The sequence below is a fragment of the Psychrobacter proteolyticus genome (genome assembly GCF_038155145.1).
Lineage (GTDB): Bacteria > Pseudomonadota > Gammaproteobacteria > Pseudomonadales > Moraxellaceae > Psychrobacter > Psychrobacter proteolyticus_B.
The window spans coordinates 169499-186399 of the sequence record NZ_JBAKAY010000005.1 but is presented as its reverse complement, the minus strand read 5'-3'; the positions used below and the strand labels follow the sequence as shown (position 1 = coordinate 186399).

Here is a 16901-nt window from a genome sequence, read left to right as displayed (position 1 = left end):
ATATAAAACACTACTTAGTAATATTAGGCAGTCTTAAAGCTTATTAGTCATATTACGGTATTTTACGGCCATAACCTTTATAATAGTAACAACCATGTATGAGCTCAAGAGTCGCTTGTGCAACTTAAGGTGCTTAGCGTAATAAATACTTAGTTTTGAAATAGTTATTTAATTGTTTGCCTATGGGGCAAGCGTTTGAAATAATAGCCGCCAGTTGGCATACCCTATGTGTGTTTCTTATTGCCCTATATCTATATTATTGTTGAGATGAAGAAATTATATGATCGAATTTAAAGACGTTGGTGTTCGCCGTGATGGTCGTGAATTGTTTGCAGGTGCAAGCTTTCAGCTCCATCCAGGTCACAAAGTTGGACTGACGGGCAACAACGGCACAGGCAAATCTACTTTATTTGCGCTGTTACTGACGCAGATGGGTACAGGCGATACAGAGGTCACCCTTGATAAAGGTGAAGTCAGTATTCCTGATAGCTGGCATGTGGCGCATATGGCGCAGGAAGTTGGTGCTACAACGCAGTCTGCAATCGATTATGTATTGAGCGGTGATGAGCAGTGGTATGAAATTAATGCTGCGCTAAATGATTTGAGCAGTGTCAGTGATGAGCAAATTGGTGTGTTGCACCAGCAGTTCGATGAAATCGACGGATATCGTACGCCGACTAAAGCGGCACAAATTATGGCAGGTCTTGGTTTTAAAACTAGCCAGCATGAGCTGCCAGTAGAAGGGTTTTCTGGTGGTTGGCGTATGCGCTTAAACCTCGCCAAAACCTTGATGAGCCGTGCTGACTTGATGTTACTCGATGAGCCAACCAACCATTTGGACTTGGACGCTATCTTATGGCTTGAGACATGGATCAATGCCTATATGGGTCTGGTCATTGTCATTTCTCATGACCAAGCGTTTTTGGACGCGACAGTCGGTCATATCCTACATGTAGAGCAACAAAAAATCACTCTTTATACTGGTAACTATCAGCAGTTTATTCGTACCCGTCACGAGCGTATGGCGCAGCAGCAGCAAGCGTTTGAAAAGCAAGAAGCGACCAAGGCTCACTTGGATGACTTCATTCGTCGTTTCCGTGCTAAAGCCAGTAAAGCTAAGCAAGCACAGAGCCGTATTAAGCAGTTAGAGCGTATGGCAGAACTGTCACCAATGATGGCTGACAATCCTTTCTCGTTCCAGTTCTACGAGCCTGCAAACATGAGCTCACCGCTGATTGAGCTGACCAACGCAGATATTGGCTATAGTGAGACACCGCTTCTACACAATGCCAATGTACAGGTAACCCCTGACACCCGTCTTGGCTTATTGGGTATGAACGGCGCTGGTAAATCAACGCTGATTAAAGCATTAGTCGGTGAGCTTGGCGTACTAACAGGAAAGTATCGTGTTTCGGATACCTTAAAGCTTGGCTATTTCAATCAGCATCAAATGGATATCCTAGATGCCAAAGCAACGCCTATAGAAATGCTACGTCGCCTGGCAGGTAAAACCTCTGATGCGATGCTGCGCTCGTTCTTGGGTAGCTTTGACTTCCGCGGTGAGCGTATTGATACACCAAGTGAGCTATTCTCAGGTGGCGAGCGCGCGCGTTTGACCTTGGCACTGATCGTTTGGCAACGTCCAAATGTCCTTGTACTCGATGAGCCAACCAACCATTTAGATTTACAAATGCGTCAAGCATTGACTATCGCCTTACAAGGTTTCAAAGGTGCAGTGGTACTGGTCTCGCATGATCGAGAGTTGATTGCCAATGTCTGTGATGAGCTGTATCTGGTACACGATGGCATTATCGAAGAGTTCGATGGCGACATTGGTGACTATGGTAAATGGCTAGCAGAGAAGCGCAAGCAAGAGAACGCATCAGATAAGAATACCGGTAAGAAAAAAAGTAAAAAAGAGAGTAAGAAGTTTGTTTCACGTGAAACAGATAATAGCCAATTAAATAATAAAGCATCTGATAACTCATCAAACAGTAAAGCTGCGACGCCTGCGCTTAGTAAAGAAGAGCAGCGTAAACTAGCCGCTGAACAGCGTAAAATGACAGCACCTATCCGCCGCGAGATAGAAGAAACAGAAAAAACATTGGCTAAGATTGATAAGCAGCTCGTGACGCTGGAAGAAAAACTGGCTGATACGGAGCTGTACGAAGAGAGCCGTAAGTCTGACTTACTTGTATTACTCAATGAGCAAACAGCGCTACAGCAGCAACATAGTGATAATGAAGAAAAATTACTACTATCAATGACGACTTTAGAAGAGATGGAAGCTAAGTTCGCATAAAGCGTTATAGATAGTTAGTTATATAGGCAGACATGAAAAAGGGATGGCATAAGCCATCCCTTTTTTATTACATTATTCCTTACGATATTTGCCATCGCCGTACGACAGTATTTCCATCGTGGTCGTACAAAGCTGACAGTTTATTTCACCAGCAGCGGCTTTTGATAAATCAAGGATACGACCTCTAATAAAAGGTCCTCTGTCCGTGATTTTTACAACGACGCTCTGCTTTGTCTTTTGATTGGTTACTTGTACCTTCGTGCCGAACGGTAACGTGCGATGTGCAGCGGTTAAAGAGTTCATGTTGAAGATACTGCCACTCGCTGTGCGCTTGCCATGAAACTTACTACCATAATAACTGGTATTGGCTGCAAAAACTGTGGTGCTAAGTAATAGCGATAAAGTGACAACCAAAGACTTGATTAAATAAGACATTTAATACCTTTAAGCAATTAATAAAATAGACAGATGCTCTTGCCTACGTTATCTATACTCCCTATGAGTATGAATAATAGGGGATTCTACAAGAGCTAGCTTGTCATATTATTACTGCCGTGTAAAAAAATCATGAGGTCAAATAGCTGTTTTTTAAGGAAAAATAGCTATTTTTTAGCAAAAATAATGATGACGTAGGTACTAAAAATAGACTTATAAAGAGTGATTCTCATAAAGAAGCCGACAAAATACTGGAAAGCCAATAACGCAATATAAATAGGTAATATATAAAGACCAAATCTATCGATATAGCATAATTATCGTTATGAAAGCTTAAATAGAAATAGATAATATAATGTAAAAAAACCTTGCTATATTCTTACTATTTTGTAAAAAGAGAAGGTTTGATATTATTGCAGTGCCAATAGAAAGTTGATGATGCTAAATTTTTAAGAAATCTAACTTAAGGTAAAGGTGTTCGCTTACCTACATTAGAGAGTATTGTAGATATCGCTTGGCATCATTACTGGTAATATTTATATAACGGTGTTTGTTGTAATTATTGCTATGATAATAAGTAGGCTACAAAAATTGCTATAGCAGAATCTAGTAGCTATTTATATCGTATCGTTTGAAATTGGCAGACTGATACCACTAATATGTTTTTATTTTGGGGAAAATAACATGGCAGAGAAAAACTACTATGACATTTTAGGGGTCAAAAAAGACGCCTCAGACGCTGATATCAAAAAAAAATACCGCAAGCTCGTTCGTCAATACCATCCCGATGTCAGTGATCATCCAGACGCTGATAATAAAATTGCAGAAATAAACAACGCTTACGAAACGATCAGAGATAAAGAAAAGCGTGCTGAATATGACGCTATGCTCAATAATCCGTTTGCTGGTCAAAGTAGATCAAGTGGTTTTGGTGGCAATGGGCAAGCTGGCACGGGTCAAGGTGGTTTTCGCTGGGAAGATATCAAAGATCAGTTTGGTGACGGTGAGGTCTTTGGTGATGGTGGTTTTCGCTTCGATGACATTTTTTCAGCATTTGGTCGCGGCGCACGTGGGTCAACTGGTGGACAAACGGGCAGTCGCTCTCAAAGCAGCGGTTTCGATCAATTTGGTGGCTTTGGGACGCAAGATAGCAAAGGTCAGGATCAGCATGCCGAGATTACCGTTGATTTGTCTTCAGTCTATAGTGGCGACGACTATAGTATTAAGCTAAACGTCCCTGTTCGTCAGCCCAATGGTAATGTCGACTACGATAACAAAACCCTTAAGATAAAAATCCCTAAAGGTATCACTGACGGTAAGCAAATTCGTTTAGCAGGGCAAGGTGCTGCTGGTAGCAGTAATGGCAAAAATGGCGATTTGTTTTTGAAGGTTAAAATTCGTCATGATGCCAATATTCGTATAGAAGGCGCAGACGTTTATCAAACCGTGAATATTGCACCGTGGGAAGCGGCACTGGGCGAAAAAATCAACGTCAGTACGCCAGCGGGTACGCTTGGTGTGACCATTCCTAAGAACAGCAAGTCCGGCAGCAATTTACGTCTTAAAGGCAAAGGTATCCCTGCCAAGCAAGCAGGTGATTTGTATCTAACTTTAAATATCGTCAATCCTGATGTCAGTAACGATGCGTCGATACAGGCTTATGAGCAGCTAAAACAAGCCTTTGCTGATACCAATATTAGTCGTTAAACAAGATTATGAACAACCATTACTTATTACTGAAGTGATAAACGAATAGCAGAGATGAACACGATACCGATGAAATAAAGAGAAAACGAGGATAATAGCTATGAACCACTCGACTGAATTTACAGACATCATCATGAGCTTAGATGAACTGGTCTCTGCCTGTGGCCAAGAGCGCCAATGGGTCATCGAATTAATCGAAGAAAACGTCATTGAATATGATGTACCAGAGCGTGAGCAATTCACTGGTTATCAGCTGACGACAGTGCGCCGTGCATCGCGATTAAGTCGTGACTTTGAAGCCAGCGTACCAGCAATTGGGTTGATACTTGAGCTGTTAGATGAAGTTGAGCAACTGCGCCAACTTAAACGTCAAATAGAACAGCAAACACCAGTCATCGAAGTCGATATAGATAATCTAAAGTAAACTAACAATCAAGATAACGCGTAAAAAAAGGGCCCTTTAAAGGCCCTTTTTTTATGTCTATATAAAACACTTCAGCAAAAATTAACGCGAATAAGTAGGGTCAGCTGCTGCTGTAAATAATACATCAGTAGAAGAGTTCAAGGCAGTCTCAGCTGAATCCTGAATCACACCGATGATAAAGCCAATCGCAACCACTTGCATCGCGATATCATTTGGAATGCTAAATAAGCTAGCAGCGAGTGGAATCAATAGTAATGAACCACCAGCAACACCAGAAGCACCGCAAGCACTAATCGTAGCAACCAGACTGAGTAGCAGCGCTGATGCAAACGTCACTTCGATACCCAACGTGTGAGCAGCAGCAAGCGTTAAGACATTAATGGTAATCGCAGCACCAGCCATATTGATAGTGGCACCTAGTGGAATGGTCACCGAATAAGTGTCTTCATGCAATCCAAGCTTACGAGCAAGGTTCATGTTGACTGGAATATTGGCTGCTGAACTACGTGTGAAGAAGGCAGTAATTCCTGATTCGCGCAGACATCTGAACACGAGTGGATAAGGGTTCTTGCCAGTTTTAATAAGAACGATAAGCGGATTGGCAACCAACGCAATGAATAACATACAGCTGATTAATACCATTAAGATACGCGCGTAGCCTGCCAAAGAAGCAAAGCCTGTCTCAGCAACCGTGCTAGCGACTAGGCCCAAGATACCAAATGGGGCTAAAGCAATAATCCATTTAACCACTTGTGAGATGGCATCAGCGAAATCACCGACAACATTACGAGCAGTATCACTGGCTTGGCGCAGTGCAAAACCGATAATAATTGCCCATGCTAAGATACCAATGTAGTTGGCTTCAGCGATTGCATTGATCGGATTGGCGACCAAGTTCATGAGCAAGTTCGTCAAGACTTCTTTTAGGTCGGCAGGTGGTACCTGTGCGATATCGGCGTTGATCAAAACCAGCTCAGTCGGGAATAAAAAGCTGGCACCGACTGCCGTTAGTGCTGCCAAAAAAGTGCCAAACATGTACATGATAAGCACCGGCTTTACGTAGACTTCATTACCACTACGATGTTGACTAATGGCTGCCATAACCAGAATAAATACTAGGATGGGAGCGACTGCTTTTAGTGCACCGACAAAGAGTGTACCAAGCAACCCTATGGCGGTGCCGACACTTGGCGCCAGCCAACCAATCAATACCCCTAGCACCAAGCCAATAATAATGAGCGGCACCAGCCCTATACGCTGGTACATCGCAATCAATGAACGCATCTGTACACCCTCAAGTCCGTTAAAAGTAAGTGAATTGTCACAACAGAAAATTTATCGAAGGATGGTAGCATTTTTTGACATATTCGCATACCGCTCATAGCAGTAGCTGTTGCGTGCAAACCGAGTGGTAGTAGAGTCATACAACTAGTATAAAAAGAATGCAGCACTTATAGGCAAGGGCTAGCTACTCAAAATACCTCATTTATAGGAGGCAAAAGTAGCGATATAGGCAGTAATATATAAGGTAGGAAGAGATTTCGTTGTAAAAGGTAAGAGGGAAATAAACGGCAAAGCTATACTTTAAAGTGGGTCAAATCGTAACCTAATTGCTGGTAGGCTTTATATTTATTGCGACCTTCTTGTGTACTTGTAGCATCAGGTCGGATCAGCTCAAGGACTCGAGAGGGTTTTGAATTATTAGTAGCAGCCATAAAATCGTTGACGGGACGTGTTGTCGTATTGAGCACGATACCATTAAAATCTACTGGCATATGATTGCCTAGCATTACAGGCGCTAATGATTTATGAGTAACGATGTTGATGTTGCTATCATCAGTACCTCTATCATTGGTACTTTTATTACCAGTATCAGAAAGACATTGATGTGGTATAAAACTCGTGGAGTACTGTGACCAAAGTGCCGTATCTAGATTTGATAGTAATGTCTCATCTTCAATTAAAATCAGCAAAGACTGAGCGCTTTTATTAAGCGCCGTCTGAGTCAGCTGACAAATAAAGCCCAAGAAATCTTGGGCCTTACTCTCACTTAATACATAAAAACTAATTTTCATAAATGAATTAAGCCATCTCTGCGCTGTTTTTTAGATATTGCATAAACAATGGTACAGGACGTCCAGTGGCTGCTTTGTCTTTACCTGAGTTCCATGCAGTACCAGCGATGTCTAAATGCGCCCATGCTTGACCTTCTTCGATGAAGCGCGATAAGAAGCAGGCGGCAGTTACCGCACCAGCACCTTTACCACCGATGTTTTGCATATCGGCGATTGGTGAGTCAAGCTGAGCTTGATATTCGTCATCTAAAGGCATATGCCAGATAAGATCGCCTGATAGGTTGCTGGCATTTTCTAAATCAAACAGGACGTCTTCATCATTACTAAATACGGCTGAACGAACATGGCCTAGCGCAACCACACAAGCGCCAGTCAAGGTGGCAACATCGATGATGGCTTTTGGCTGATAACGCTGCACGTAGCACAAGGTATCTGCTAGTACTAAACGGCCTTCAGCATCAGTATTTAAGATTTCGACTGATTTGCCATTCATCGCTTTAACGATATCACCTGGACGCGTTGCATCGCCTGATGGCATGTTTTCAGCACAGGCTAGCGCACCAACGACGTTGATTGGTAGACGAGCTTCGCACAACGCTTTAATTGTACCAAGTACTGATGCTGAACCACCCATGTCAAACTTCATCTCATCCATCGCCGCACCTGGCTTGATTGAGATACCGCCTGAATCAAAGGTTACGCCTTTACCGACTAATACGATAGGTGCGTCGTCATTGGCTGTTTGTGCATTGTCATTGCTATTTTTGCTTGCATTTTTAGCTGACTTTTTGGTTGGTAGTTTATCGGCTAATGCCTTTAGACCGCTCACTTTTGCGTTGCTAGTAGTTTGCTCGGTAGAGCCTGCATTTGAACTAAATTCTGATTTACCACGGTACTCCATGAGTACCAGCTTACCTTCTTTGGTAGAGCCTTGTGCAACGGCCAAGAAGCAATGCATACCTAGCGCTGACATCTCGTCTTCACCTAGTACCTTCACGGTTAATAGGTCAGGGTACGTTTTTGCAAGCTCTTGAGCTTGTTCAGCCATATAAGCTGGGAAGCAGATATTGCCAGGCTCATTGGCTACATCACGAGTGAGGCTCTGACCAGCAAATACTGACTGAGCAAATGCTAGCGCAGGCTGTAGTGACTCATCAGCTAACAGATAAACATCAGTCAATACAGGACTCGCTTGCTCAGACTTATACTTGTCAAAGCGGTAGCTAGCTGCCAGTAGGTTAAGGGCAAATTGACCAAAGTGATTTTCTTCCAGTGCATCACCCAAGGCGACAGTGATAGAAGACACACGCTTTTGTGTGCTGCTATAGATGGTATTGGCGATTTTTTGCAGTACGGTGTTGTTGAACTTATCAGTGTTACCTACACCGACCAATAGCAGTTGAACAGGGTTTTGCTTAGTGGTTTTTTTATCACCTGCTAGCGCATAGTCAGCAACAGTCTCACAGGTAGTACCCTTGAAATGTGATACTTCAATCAGCTGCTCAATACGAGTGGTATATTCGGTTAGCACAGATTCAGCCAGAATGTTTTTCTTGTCATCGACCAAAACAACCAGACAAACATCGTCTTTACTTTTGGCTTCTTTTTTCAGGATTTTCTGCGTATGAGTCTTTGGTAAATGCTGAGATAATTTGATATTCATATAGTTATCCTTATTAGAGTTATGAAAATTGCAGGATTTGGATGACTGCTTATACCTGTCAGATTATTAGATTATTTGGTCTGTTGAGCAATCACAGTAGTGTAGCATATTGCGATAATCGTGCGCAGTTAGCAAGCCTTAGGTAATACGTTTGAATTATTATGCTGTGCTAACTTACGCTATGGTTTAGCGGTTACATTATCATCTTTCGATGATGCCAACATATTAGCCATTGACCAATTCATCGGTCGTTACCGTCGCGGCAAATCTGTCTTGTAGTGCGGCCATGGCAGTATCATGCATGATTTCAGCGCTTATCAGCTCTCTTGTAGCGCTAGGTAGGTCGCGAGTGGCACAGGCATCGTGACAGACGAAACTATCGAAACCTAAGTCAAATGCGGCGCGGACGCTTGAGCTGACGCACATATGACTCATAAAACCCGCAAAAATAATCTGCTTCTTTTCTGCTGCTGAAATCAGTGATTGTAATTGCGTATCATAAAAGGCATTCGGATGCTTTTTGGCAATTACTGTTTCGCCATCTTGAGGCTGCAACTGTTCGACGATCTCAACGTTAGCTGATAGAGGATCAAAGACATTGCCATTCTCGGCACCATGATGGGTAATGTGGAAGATAGGTAAATCTTGCTGACGCGCTCTATCGAGTAGTAGGCGCGCATTGGCGATGGCTTTTGCCCCAGCGTCCCCTAATGGCATAGCGCCATCGACGTATTCGTTTTGATAGTCGATAAGAACCAGCGCGCAATTTGACCAGTCAAGCGCATCGAATATGCCGCCAGCGAGTTCAAGTAGGGTAGAGGGTGTAGAGGTCGTTTTATTCATTAGTATTATTCTCCGTTTGACGATATAAATATATTTTTCTATCAGTCAGTCTAGCAATTAATAACAGAGATAAATGTTCGATGATACGAATGACAAACAAACCTTTCTAAAATAAATAAAGCAAAAACTTAGCGCTATAAATACTATCAACTCGATGTAATTTGAGGTTTTATCAATTATTTATCCAATATTTGCTATATTCGTTAATTACTGTCAATAATGCGCTCTCAGCAAGGTGTAGGTAATGTTTTCAAACACATTTCACAGCCATTTTTGGGCAAAACATGCTAGCATTAGCGGTTATATCTGTCGCTTGTGTTTATTGAGTATGACTAACCAGTCGCTTAGTAACGTTCACCGTTATTTGAGTACTTAGATGACCCATATCATGCTGATGATATGTCGTCGTACGACCTAGATATTCAATAAGCTCATCATCAATCGCGCGCATACCAACCGTTTAAGAGTACCCATTGTGATATTACGCCGCTACATGACACAACAAGTTGCCTCGACCACTGCCTTAGTGTTGGGGTTTTTGGTAGTGATGATGCTCGGCGGTCGTTTGATACGCTATTTTGGCATCGCTGCTGAAGGTCGTTTGGACGTCAGCCTACTGTTTACGATCATTGGGTATAACCTACCGTATTTTTTAGAGCTGATATTACCGTTAGCGTTCTTTATCGCTTTGATGTTGGTATTTGGTCGCTTATATGTCGATCAAGAAATGGCAGTGATTAATGCTAGTGGCGTATCTCGAGGTAAGCTTGCTCGATTGATGACACCATTAATATTAGCGTTGTTCGTCGGAGAGGCAGCGCTATCTGTCGTTGGCAAGCCTTGGGGTGTCCGCTCGTCTGAGGCTGTGTGGCAGCAGCAAGCGTTGACCAGTGCATTTGATTTGATTCGTCCGAACGAGTTTATTAGTAGCGGTAATTATCATTTATACGTGGGTAGTCTCAGCGATGATAAGAAAAAGTTGCAAGATGTCATATTAATCCAATCTGAACCTGCGAAAAAAGGTAGTGCTACTGAAAGTGTCGATGCTAGTGCCACTGATATGAATAACAGGATTGATAATGAGACAGCCGAACAGATTGGCATCTCTGACATACCAAAAGATATTATAAATAGCGGTGCGAAGGACATTAGCAAGGATACTATCACGTTGGCTAAGCGTGCTGAGCAAGTTGATACTGGCAATAGCGGCGTGACCCAGTTGGATTTGTTCCAAGGACGTCGTTACGAAGTCGGTGCAGGTAGCCTGAAATATAATCAAGTTGCTTTTGATCGTTATCGCATCACCTTGACTGAGTCTTCACAGGAAGTTATCACCGAAGACAATATTGAAACGCAACAGATTGGACCATTGTGGCAAGCCGCAACGAGTAGTTCACCATCAGGTACGAATAGTGCAATGCGCGCTGCACAAGGCGAGCTTGGCTATCGTTTGGCGCTACCATGGCTGATGATTATCGCGCCTATGTTGGCCGTGCCACTGGCGCAAGTGCGTCCGCGTCAAGGACGCTGGCTGCGCTTGTTTCCTTCTATCTTATTATTTGTCAGCTGTGCATTAGGTATCATTTCGCTAAAAAACGCAGTGAGCAAAGACAGCATCAGCGTATGGGCGTATGCATGGCTCATCTTAGGGTTTATGGCATTGGCGCTTTATATGAATTGGGGTAGCCGTGTGCAACATCGACTGCGCTTTCGCAAACAAGAAAATAGGCTAGCCGCTGCCGCAACTAACTCAGTTAGCGACATCGATAATCAGAACAACAGCTCACAAGGAGGGCAGTCTTAATGCGCTCTTTATTTGCTAAGTCAGCCAAGTCTAATCAATTGGCTAAAAAACCTGCCAATCTAAAAGTCCTTAGTCGCTATGTCAAACTCAACGCTCTATTGGCTATTATCGCTGCCATCATTGGTTTGTGGGCATTACAGCTGATTTTTTCTTACTTATCAGAGCTTGATTCGTTAGATGATAACTACACTATGGGCGAGGCGCTCAAATATATCTTTTATCGCTCGCCTTACTTTTTAGAGCAATTTATCCCAACGGGTGCGTTATTGGGTGCTGTCATAGGATTGGGTTTGCTGGCCAATAAAAGCGAGCTGGTCGTCATGCGCGCGGCTGGGGTCAGTATTTATCGTATCGTCGGCTGGGTATTACAGCCCGCTTTGATATTTGTACTGTTGGCATTGGCTATCAATCAGTTCGTCCTACCGTCTTCTAACCAGTTAGCAAAACAGATTAATGATGAAGACAGCACCTCACTGGTCACATCAGTACGCGGCTACTGGACGATACAGCCACGATTCGAAACCGCAGAAGATGGCAGTGCTACACCTGATGGTAGCGATATTTTATATATTGATTATGCTGATGTCGCGGGTAATATTGGCGAGGTGAAACGTTGGCATTTGGACAACAACGGTAATTTGCAAACTGCTGTCCATGCGGAAGGTGGAAAGTATACTGGCCGTGAACCAATTGATGTAAACAGTGAAAAGCCAAGCGAGCAGTATCGTTATGAGTGGCAGCTAAATGATATGGTTAAGCTCTCTATCAATCAGGGTTTTGAGAGTAGCCAAGCTATTTCACCATCAGATACGCTAAGCTTACCCTTTGCCCCAGAGTCTGTGTATCTGCTGACGCGTAAGGCAGAGGATTTGTCATTGACGCAGCTGTATGAGCACCGTACGTTTATGCGCCAACAGGGCAATCGCTCTTTAGATCATGAAGTCGCATTTTGGCAAAAGCTACTATCGCCATTATCGATATTGTCGCTGGTGATTGTTGCTTGCTCGTTTGTCTTTGGCTCGCTACGGACGCACAGCTTAGGCTTACGTATCGTCGTGGCATTGCTGTTTGGTCTACTATTTAGCTATATTCAGGACTTAGTCGGATTTGTATCGCTAGCGACAGGCTTTTCACCGATGCTTATGGTGCTATTGCCGATTATCGGCAGCGCGCTATTGGGCGGATATCTAATAAAACGCCAGATGTAGAAAGACAGTTGGTCATACAAAATAAAAAGCACGCTAAATTAGATTGAGCGTGCTTTTTTATGTCGATTTTAATTTTAGTTTAAATGACTGAAACTCAATCAGGTAGAGCTAAAACTAGTCTTTGGTCGCCATCGTAATCGTATAGGTTTTACCTTGCTTGATTTTGTCGCTATTGCCAAACACTTCGGTAAACGAGCGCTTAACAAATTGGCGTAGGCCATTGATGGTCACGACATAAAAACGGCCACCTTTACGCATGCGTGAATAGGCATCGAGGAAGTATAAATAATGCTGCTCTTTACCCACTTTGGCTGGCAAGTTTGACATCACAAGGCTAAAGTCTTTGTCTTTTGCCACATGATTGAAGCCATTTGATAAATGTACATCGACATTGTTTAGACCATTTTTCTCACAGTTACGACGTGCGTATTCTACCGCCATAAAGTCTTTATCAATCAGCGTATGCTGACCATTTGGACATTCACGTGCTGCCGTCATACCAAGTACGCCATAACCACAGCCCAAATCGATCGAATCATCATCTTGCTCAAAATCCACATAATCAAGCAGCATCAAGCTACCGTCATCGAGCTTTTGCGGTGAAAAAATGCCCCACGTGGTCGCAAAATCAAACGGCTTACCCAGCACTTCTTGGCGAAAATTGATATCTTCGCGCCAGTGTTCGGCGTTTTTTAATAGGTCAGCAGGTGGTCTATGGCTCATGGGATTCTCGGATAATAGATAGGTAAAAGGTAGTGTGCAGTCCAGTTAGGCAGCATGTATATCATGACGCACTTTAATAAGGGTATTGTAACGAGAAAAGGATGGGTTTGCAGCTATCTATTTCTAGAACTGCATTTTGCGATATCGCAAAAAATTCTAAGCAAAAATGTTAGAGACATTAGATAAGAGGCATTGCTTAAGATAGAATCAAATTTAACCTAATAGTCTCTAAGTATTATTTATGCCAGACATTATATTCGTATCCAAAGTAGACTTTTGGCTTGCACTGCTACTCTGGGGTTTGAGCTTATTTACGGTGTCTGTTCCATTATGGCAGTGGCAGCGAGGTGCTCACAAATCCCTCATACAAACTATATTAATGACGGTTATTCTCATCCCTTTTGCAGCACTAATTCTCATCCCTTTTTTCGGTACTGAGTACACATTAACGAATGACCAACTACAAGTAGATAGTGGGTTCTCTGTTCAAAAAATTGAGATTACAGATATCACCTATATTACGCCGACTCAAAGTATGAGTTCTGCGCCAGCACTATCATTGGATAGGATTAAAATATCATATCAAGATGAAGAAATACTAATCTCACCAAAAGACAAATCACGTTTTTATCGCGAGATACAGGCACGTAATCCTAGAGTAGTGATAGATACAGCAGGCGAATAGAGTGGCATTATCGTTCCTGATATAGAATTTTTCTTGAAACTATTTCCTCAAACTCTTCTTTAATAAATGATCAAATACAAACGGCCCAAATGGCAAGAATGAGCCGAGCACACCTGCAGGGAGTGCCCAAAGTGGCATTTTTATTCTGCTCGCGGTGATGATTAATACCATGACATAGGCAACGAATAATACCCCATGCACTGGACCGACATAGCTCACCGCTTCTGGAATATCGAACATATATTTGAGTGGCATCGCGATACCAAGTAACAATAGAAAAGACGTACCTTCTAAATAACCCATGATAGTAAGGTTTCTAAGTGCAGTGTTTTGACTCTTTGATAAGGCAGACGGTTGAGCTTGCGACACGATATATTCCTTTTACAATCATCAATAATATTAGATTTCAATGCTGCCCATATGGCAATATGGCAAGGCTACCCACGTGGATGATGCTCCGCATGCAATTTCTGCAATCTCGCTGTTGCAACATGAGTATAGATTTGCGTGGTGGATAAATCGCTATGTCCTAGCAATAATTGCACACTTCTTAAATCTGCACCATGATTGAGCAAATGTGTGGCAAAGGCGTGACGTAGCGTATGCGGGGATAACTCTTTATCGATACTGGCAACTTTGGCGTACTTCTTAAGTAGATACCAAAAGTTCTGCCGCGTCATATAACCACCTTGCGCCGTCAAAAATACCGCTTGGCAATTGCCCGATTTTAAATGAGCAATCAAGTCGCCACGCCCATGAGACAGATAATCTTCCAATGCATCCGCTGCATATTCGCCGAGGGGCACCAGTCGCGTTTTATTCCCTTTCCCCGTGATTTGTAGCCAACCTGAGTTTAGATTCACTTGCTCTAAGGAGAGGTTAATCAACTCACTGACACGTAGACCGCAGGCATATAAAACTTCTAGCATGGCTTTATCACGGAGACCGAGCGCAGTACTGGTATCAGGTGCGGCAAGTAGATTATCTACGTCAGCCTCAGCTAAGTCCTTTGGCAGTGGACGTCCGAGTTTTGGGCTTTTGATACGTTCACAAGGATTATCTTCACGCAGATTACTGGCAATCATCCATAGATAAAACTGGCGCAAGCTAGAGAGCATACGCGCTTGGGTACGTGGAGTTTTGCCATCTTTAGCAAGCAGTGACAGACAGTGCAGCACATCAGCAGGCTGCCAGCGTGTCAGGGCGATAGGATTGGTCAACTCACAAGAGCGTAGGTCGCGGACGTACGCATTACGAGTACGCGTCGCTAGACCGCGTGCCAGCATGGCTTGACGAAATTCAGTCATATAAGCTGGCTCGTCATCGACCGCTAATGCTTTAGGCTGTCGTTGTTGTACGGCACGATCACGACTCATAGGATAATACCCAGGTAGGGATTAAGTGAGCGATAACAGATAGTTATTAAAATAATACCAAACCTATCATGCCATTTTTTTCTTAACCAGATAGCGATATAGCGTCACGCTTGCAGGCGTATCATTATCGCTATCGATGGTGATTTCATCAGGATCAGCGTCTAAGCTCACGTTTTCGGCCAGTGTTTCTTGACCGATTAGCTCATGACCCAGGTGACGACAGAAATTCGGAATGTCGCGCGTGGTAGCAGGATCTGTCGCCAATATCTCAATCACTTCACCGCCATCTGCCTTTCGAATGACGCGGTGTAGCATCATGACTGGCTCAGGACAAATCAGCCCTTGAGTATCTAAGTGATGGTGGATAGGCGTGTCTGGTATCGAAGTGGTCATAGTCATTATCGTAAAGCTAAATAAGTGAATTTGAGGGTAAATAGTTTGCTTAAGTGCTTATCGCGGCGTACTTTGTAGATCATCTATGCTTCAGTACTTTCAGCCTCTTCGTCGGCATCAGGCGTATCAGCTATTTCTAAAAAGTTAAAAAACCGCTTAAAGCTTACTTTAAATAAGAATGCCACGCCTAGCCAACAAGATAGTCCTAACCATGCAGTATCGGCAAAAATTAATCCACCAACCAATATAATGGTTGATACACCAATACTCATGGCAATCATCGATGGCTGATTTAAGCGATAACGATAAACGACCAATGCATCATAAATAGTAATGGGTATCGTGAGGGCTACTAAGGCATAGGGTAAATTGTAAAATAACTGATAAAGCAGCTGGTTATCATGGAAGGCTTTGATACTAGCAATCGTGCCAAAGACCACAAATGCAAAAATAGCCACATAAATGAGATAAATCGCTATTTGGTTGGCACGCTGTGCGCCTTTAATACGGGCAATAGCCAGTGGAGCAAAACCATGCTGTAACTTATGTTGCGAAGGTTGGTCTGAGACAGTGGTCATAGTAATCAGTCATTTATCCGTTGAGAAGTACGATGTATCGAAGTGACATTATAGCCGCACACGTGTCTTTTACCTATTTGGCTGCTTTATTCTGCTTTGATTGCATCGATAGCGATACTGCTATTAGGATCAGCAAAATAGGTCGACATTAGGATACAAGCGGAGATATCATCGATTGGGTCGCGTTCGTTTTTGATCCAACCATTGTCCCATGCGATTTCTCTTGCTTCGATGGAAGTCAGCCGCTCATCACACAGTGATACGGTCACTGGCAAATGCTGCTCTATTATTCTATGGGCCAGACGACGAGCGAATTTGTGTGCTCGTTTTGAAAGCATGGAGCTAGTGCCATCCATATTAAGCGGTAGACCGACCACGACTTGCGCCACGCCCCAAACTTTGATGATACCAATTAGATTGTCCCAATCTGGCTGACCGTTATTCATCGCCAAGATATCGAAGGCACGCGCTGTCTGTGTGATGGTATTACCGAGCGCCATGCCCATCTTCTTGACGCCATAATCTAGCGCCAAGATAAGATGCGGCTTTACTTCTGGCTCGATAGTTTTAGCAGTGCTATTGCTATCGTTATCGAGAGTATCAATACCAATATCAATGTCATTATCTATAGCGTCTGTGCTATTGGTTGTAAAAGTACTATCTACCATAGTAATGGGTATCCTTT

18 protein-coding genes are annotated in these 16901 nt (G+C 43.1%); 6 read left to right on the top strand and 12 right to left on the bottom strand.

Going from position 1 to position 16901, the window contains the following annotated elements; all coding sequences use genetic code 11:
* Positions 1-280 precede the first annotated feature (280 nt).
* Entirely contained in the window at positions 281-2302 is a 2022-nt protein-coding gene (locus V6252_RS08120) for an ATP-binding cassette domain-containing protein (protein WP_341610025.1), read from the top strand.
* A 72-nt stretch (positions 2303-2374) separates the two neighbouring features.
* Here the strand turns inward: V6252_RS08120 and V6252_RS08115 are convergent, their stop codons facing one another.
* Positions 2375-2737 (bottom strand): septal ring lytic transglycosylase RlpA family protein, encoded by a 363-nt coding sequence (locus tag V6252_RS08115; RefSeq protein WP_057757673.1) that lies wholly within the window; start codon positions 2735-2737, stop codon positions 2375-2377.
* Between the two features lie 684 nt (positions 2738-3421).
* Here V6252_RS08115 and V6252_RS08110 point away from each other — a divergent pair.
* Positions 3422-4444, top strand: a complete 1023-nt coding sequence (locus V6252_RS08110) for a DnaJ C-terminal domain-containing protein (RefSeq protein ID WP_341610024.1) — start codon at positions 3422-3424, stop codon at positions 4442-4444.
* A gap of 100 nt (positions 4445-4544) precedes the next feature.
* A complete protein-coding gene (locus tag V6252_RS08105) occupies positions 4545-4868 on the top strand; it encodes a chaperone modulator CbpM (protein ID WP_341610023.1) in 324 nt (107 codons plus the stop codon).
* Between the two features lie 81 nt (positions 4869-4949).
* On the opposite strand, the gene sstT is transcribed toward V6252_RS08105, so the two are convergent.
* The 5 genes from sstT to V6252_RS08080 form a co-directional block, all read right to left on the bottom strand.
* On the bottom strand, positions 4950-6152 hold the full coding sequence (gene sstT / locus V6252_RS08100; RefSeq protein WP_290178215.1) for a serine/threonine transporter SstT: 1203 nt from the start codon (positions 6150-6152) through the stop codon (positions 4950-4952).
* 293 nt (positions 6153-6445) lie between these two features.
* Positions 6446-6943: a DNA polymerase III subunit chi gene (locus V6252_RS08095; RefSeq protein ID WP_341610022.1), complete on the bottom strand. Its 498-nt coding sequence runs from the start codon at positions 6941-6943 to the stop codon at positions 6446-6448.
* A 7-nt stretch (positions 6944-6950) separates the two neighbouring features.
* Positions 6951-8606 carry a leucyl aminopeptidase gene (locus V6252_RS08090; protein ID WP_341610021.1) on the bottom strand — a complete coding sequence of 552 codons (1656 nt, stop codon included), beginning with the start codon at positions 8604-8606 and terminating at the stop codon, positions 6951-6953.
* A 225-nt stretch (positions 8607-8831) separates the two neighbouring features.
* Complete coding sequence (locus tag V6252_RS08085; protein WP_341610020.1) at positions 8832-9449, bottom strand: cysteine hydrolase family protein; 618 nt, start codon at positions 9447-9449, stop codon at positions 8832-8834.
* Positions 9450-9768: 319 nt separating this feature from the next.
* Complete coding sequence (locus V6252_RS08080; RefSeq protein ID WP_341610019.1) at positions 9769-9900, bottom strand: hypothetical protein; 132 nt, start codon at positions 9898-9900, stop codon at positions 9769-9771.
* 42 nt (positions 9901-9942) lie between these two features.
* On the opposite strand from V6252_RS08080, the gene V6252_RS08075 reads away from it, so the two are divergent.
* Together V6252_RS08075 and lptG are read left to right on the top strand one after the other, a co-directional pair.
* Positions 9943-11253, top strand: a complete 1311-nt coding sequence (locus V6252_RS08075; RefSeq protein WP_341610018.1) for an LPS export ABC transporter permease LptF — start codon at positions 9943-9945, stop codon at positions 11251-11253.
* Positions 11253-12461 (top strand): LPS export ABC transporter permease LptG, encoded by a 1209-nt coding sequence (gene lptG, locus V6252_RS08070; RefSeq protein ID WP_341610017.1) that lies wholly within the window; start codon positions 11253-11255, stop codon positions 12459-12461. The genes V6252_RS08075 and lptG overlap by 1 nt, the downstream gene beginning before the upstream one ends.
* Before the next feature lie 114 nt (positions 12462-12575).
* On the opposite strand, the gene V6252_RS08065 is transcribed toward lptG, so the two are convergent.
* Entirely contained in the window at positions 12576-13184 is a 609-nt protein-coding gene (locus tag V6252_RS08065) for a class I SAM-dependent methyltransferase (protein ID WP_341610016.1), read from the bottom strand.
* Between the two features lie 241 nt (positions 13185-13425).
* Here V6252_RS08065 and V6252_RS08060 point away from each other — a divergent pair, with 241 nt between their 5' ends.
* Complete coding sequence (locus V6252_RS08060) at positions 13426-13869, top strand: PH domain-containing protein (protein ID WP_341610015.1); 444 nt, start codon at positions 13426-13428, stop codon at positions 13867-13869.
* Between the two features lie 39 nt (positions 13870-13908).
* Here the strand turns inward: V6252_RS08060 and V6252_RS08055 are convergent, their stop codons facing one another.
* From V6252_RS08055 to ruvX, 5 genes are all read right to left on the bottom strand, one after another.
* Positions 13909-14238 carry a DUF3817 domain-containing protein gene (locus tag V6252_RS08055; protein WP_341610014.1) on the bottom strand — a complete coding sequence of 110 codons (330 nt, stop codon included), beginning with the start codon at positions 14236-14238 and terminating at the stop codon, positions 13909-13911.
* Between the two features lie 68 nt (positions 14239-14306).
* Positions 14307-15245 carry a site-specific tyrosine recombinase XerD gene (xerD, locus tag V6252_RS08050; protein WP_341610013.1) on the bottom strand — a complete coding sequence of 313 codons (939 nt, stop codon included), beginning with the start codon at positions 15243-15245 and terminating at the stop codon, positions 14307-14309.
* A 66-nt stretch (positions 15246-15311) separates the two neighbouring features.
* The gene (gene tusA / locus V6252_RS08045) at positions 15312-15638 is read right to left on the bottom strand and encodes a sulfurtransferase TusA (protein WP_101204674.1); all 327 of its coding nucleotides are present in this window, start codon (positions 15636-15638) and stop codon (positions 15312-15314) included.
* Between the two features lie 83 nt (positions 15639-15721).
* Positions 15722-16216 (bottom strand): hypothetical protein, encoded by a 495-nt coding sequence (locus V6252_RS08040; protein ID WP_341610012.1) that lies wholly within the window; start codon positions 16214-16216, stop codon positions 15722-15724.
* 86 nt (positions 16217-16302) lie between these two features.
* Positions 16303-16884 carry a Holliday junction resolvase RuvX gene (gene ruvX, locus V6252_RS08035; RefSeq protein ID WP_341610011.1) on the bottom strand — a complete coding sequence of 194 codons (582 nt, stop codon included), beginning with the start codon at positions 16882-16884 and terminating at the stop codon, positions 16303-16305.
* Positions 16885-16901 lie beyond the last annotated feature (17 nt).

Coding starts and splice junctions, on each gene's coding strand:
- lptG (WP_341610017.1), top strand. CDS start 11,253: ATGCGCTCTTTATTTGCTAAGTCAGCCAAGTCTAATCAATTGGCTAAA.
- V6252_RS08085 (WP_341610020.1), bottom strand. CDS start 9,449: ATGAATAAAACGACCTCTACACCCTCTACCCTACTTGAACTCGCTGGC.
- ruvX (WP_341610011.1), bottom strand. CDS start 16,884: ATGGTAGATAGTACTTTTACAACCAATAGCACAGACGCTATAGATAAT.
- xerD (WP_341610013.1), bottom strand. CDS start 15,245: ATGAGTCGTGATCGTGCCGTACAACAACGACAGCCTAAAGCATTAGCG.
- V6252_RS08080 (WP_341610019.1), bottom strand. CDS start 9,900: ATGCGCGCGATTGATGATGAGCTTATTGAATATCTAGGTCGTACGACG.
- V6252_RS08120 (WP_341610025.1), top strand. CDS start 281: ATGATCGAATTTAAAGACGTTGGTGTTCGCCGTGATGGTCGTGAATTG.
- V6252_RS08090 (WP_341610021.1), bottom strand. CDS start 8,606: ATGAATATCAAATTATCTCAGCATTTACCAAAGACTCATACGCAGAAA.
- V6252_RS08115 (WP_057757673.1), bottom strand. CDS start 2,737: ATGTCTTATTTAATCAAGTCTTTGGTTGTCACTTTATCGCTATTACTT.
- tusA (WP_101204674.1), bottom strand. CDS start 15,638: ATGACCACTTCGATACCAGACACGCCTATCCACCATCACTTAGATACT.
- V6252_RS08065 (WP_341610016.1), bottom strand. CDS start 13,184: ATGAGCCATAGACCACCTGCTGACCTATTAAAAAACGCCGAACACTGG.
- V6252_RS08110 (WP_341610024.1), top strand. CDS start 3,422: ATGGCAGAGAAAAACTACTATGACATTTTAGGGGTCAAAAAAGACGCC.
- V6252_RS08075 (WP_341610018.1), top strand. CDS start 9,943: ATGACACAACAAGTTGCCTCGACCACTGCCTTAGTGTTGGGGTTTTTG.
- V6252_RS08060 (WP_341610015.1), top strand. CDS start 13,426: ATGCCAGACATTATATTCGTATCCAAAGTAGACTTTTGGCTTGCACTG.
- V6252_RS08040 (WP_341610012.1), bottom strand. CDS start 16,216: ATGACCACTGTCTCAGACCAACCTTCGCAACATAAGTTACAGCATGGT.
- V6252_RS08095 (WP_341610022.1), bottom strand. CDS start 6,943: ATGAAAATTAGTTTTTATGTATTAAGTGAGAGTAAGGCCCAAGATTTC.
- V6252_RS08105 (WP_341610023.1), top strand. CDS start 4,545: ATGAACCACTCGACTGAATTTACAGACATCATCATGAGCTTAGATGAA.
- sstT (WP_290178215.1), bottom strand. CDS start 6,152: ATGCGTTCATTGATTGCGATGTACCAGCGTATAGGGCTGGTGCCGCTC.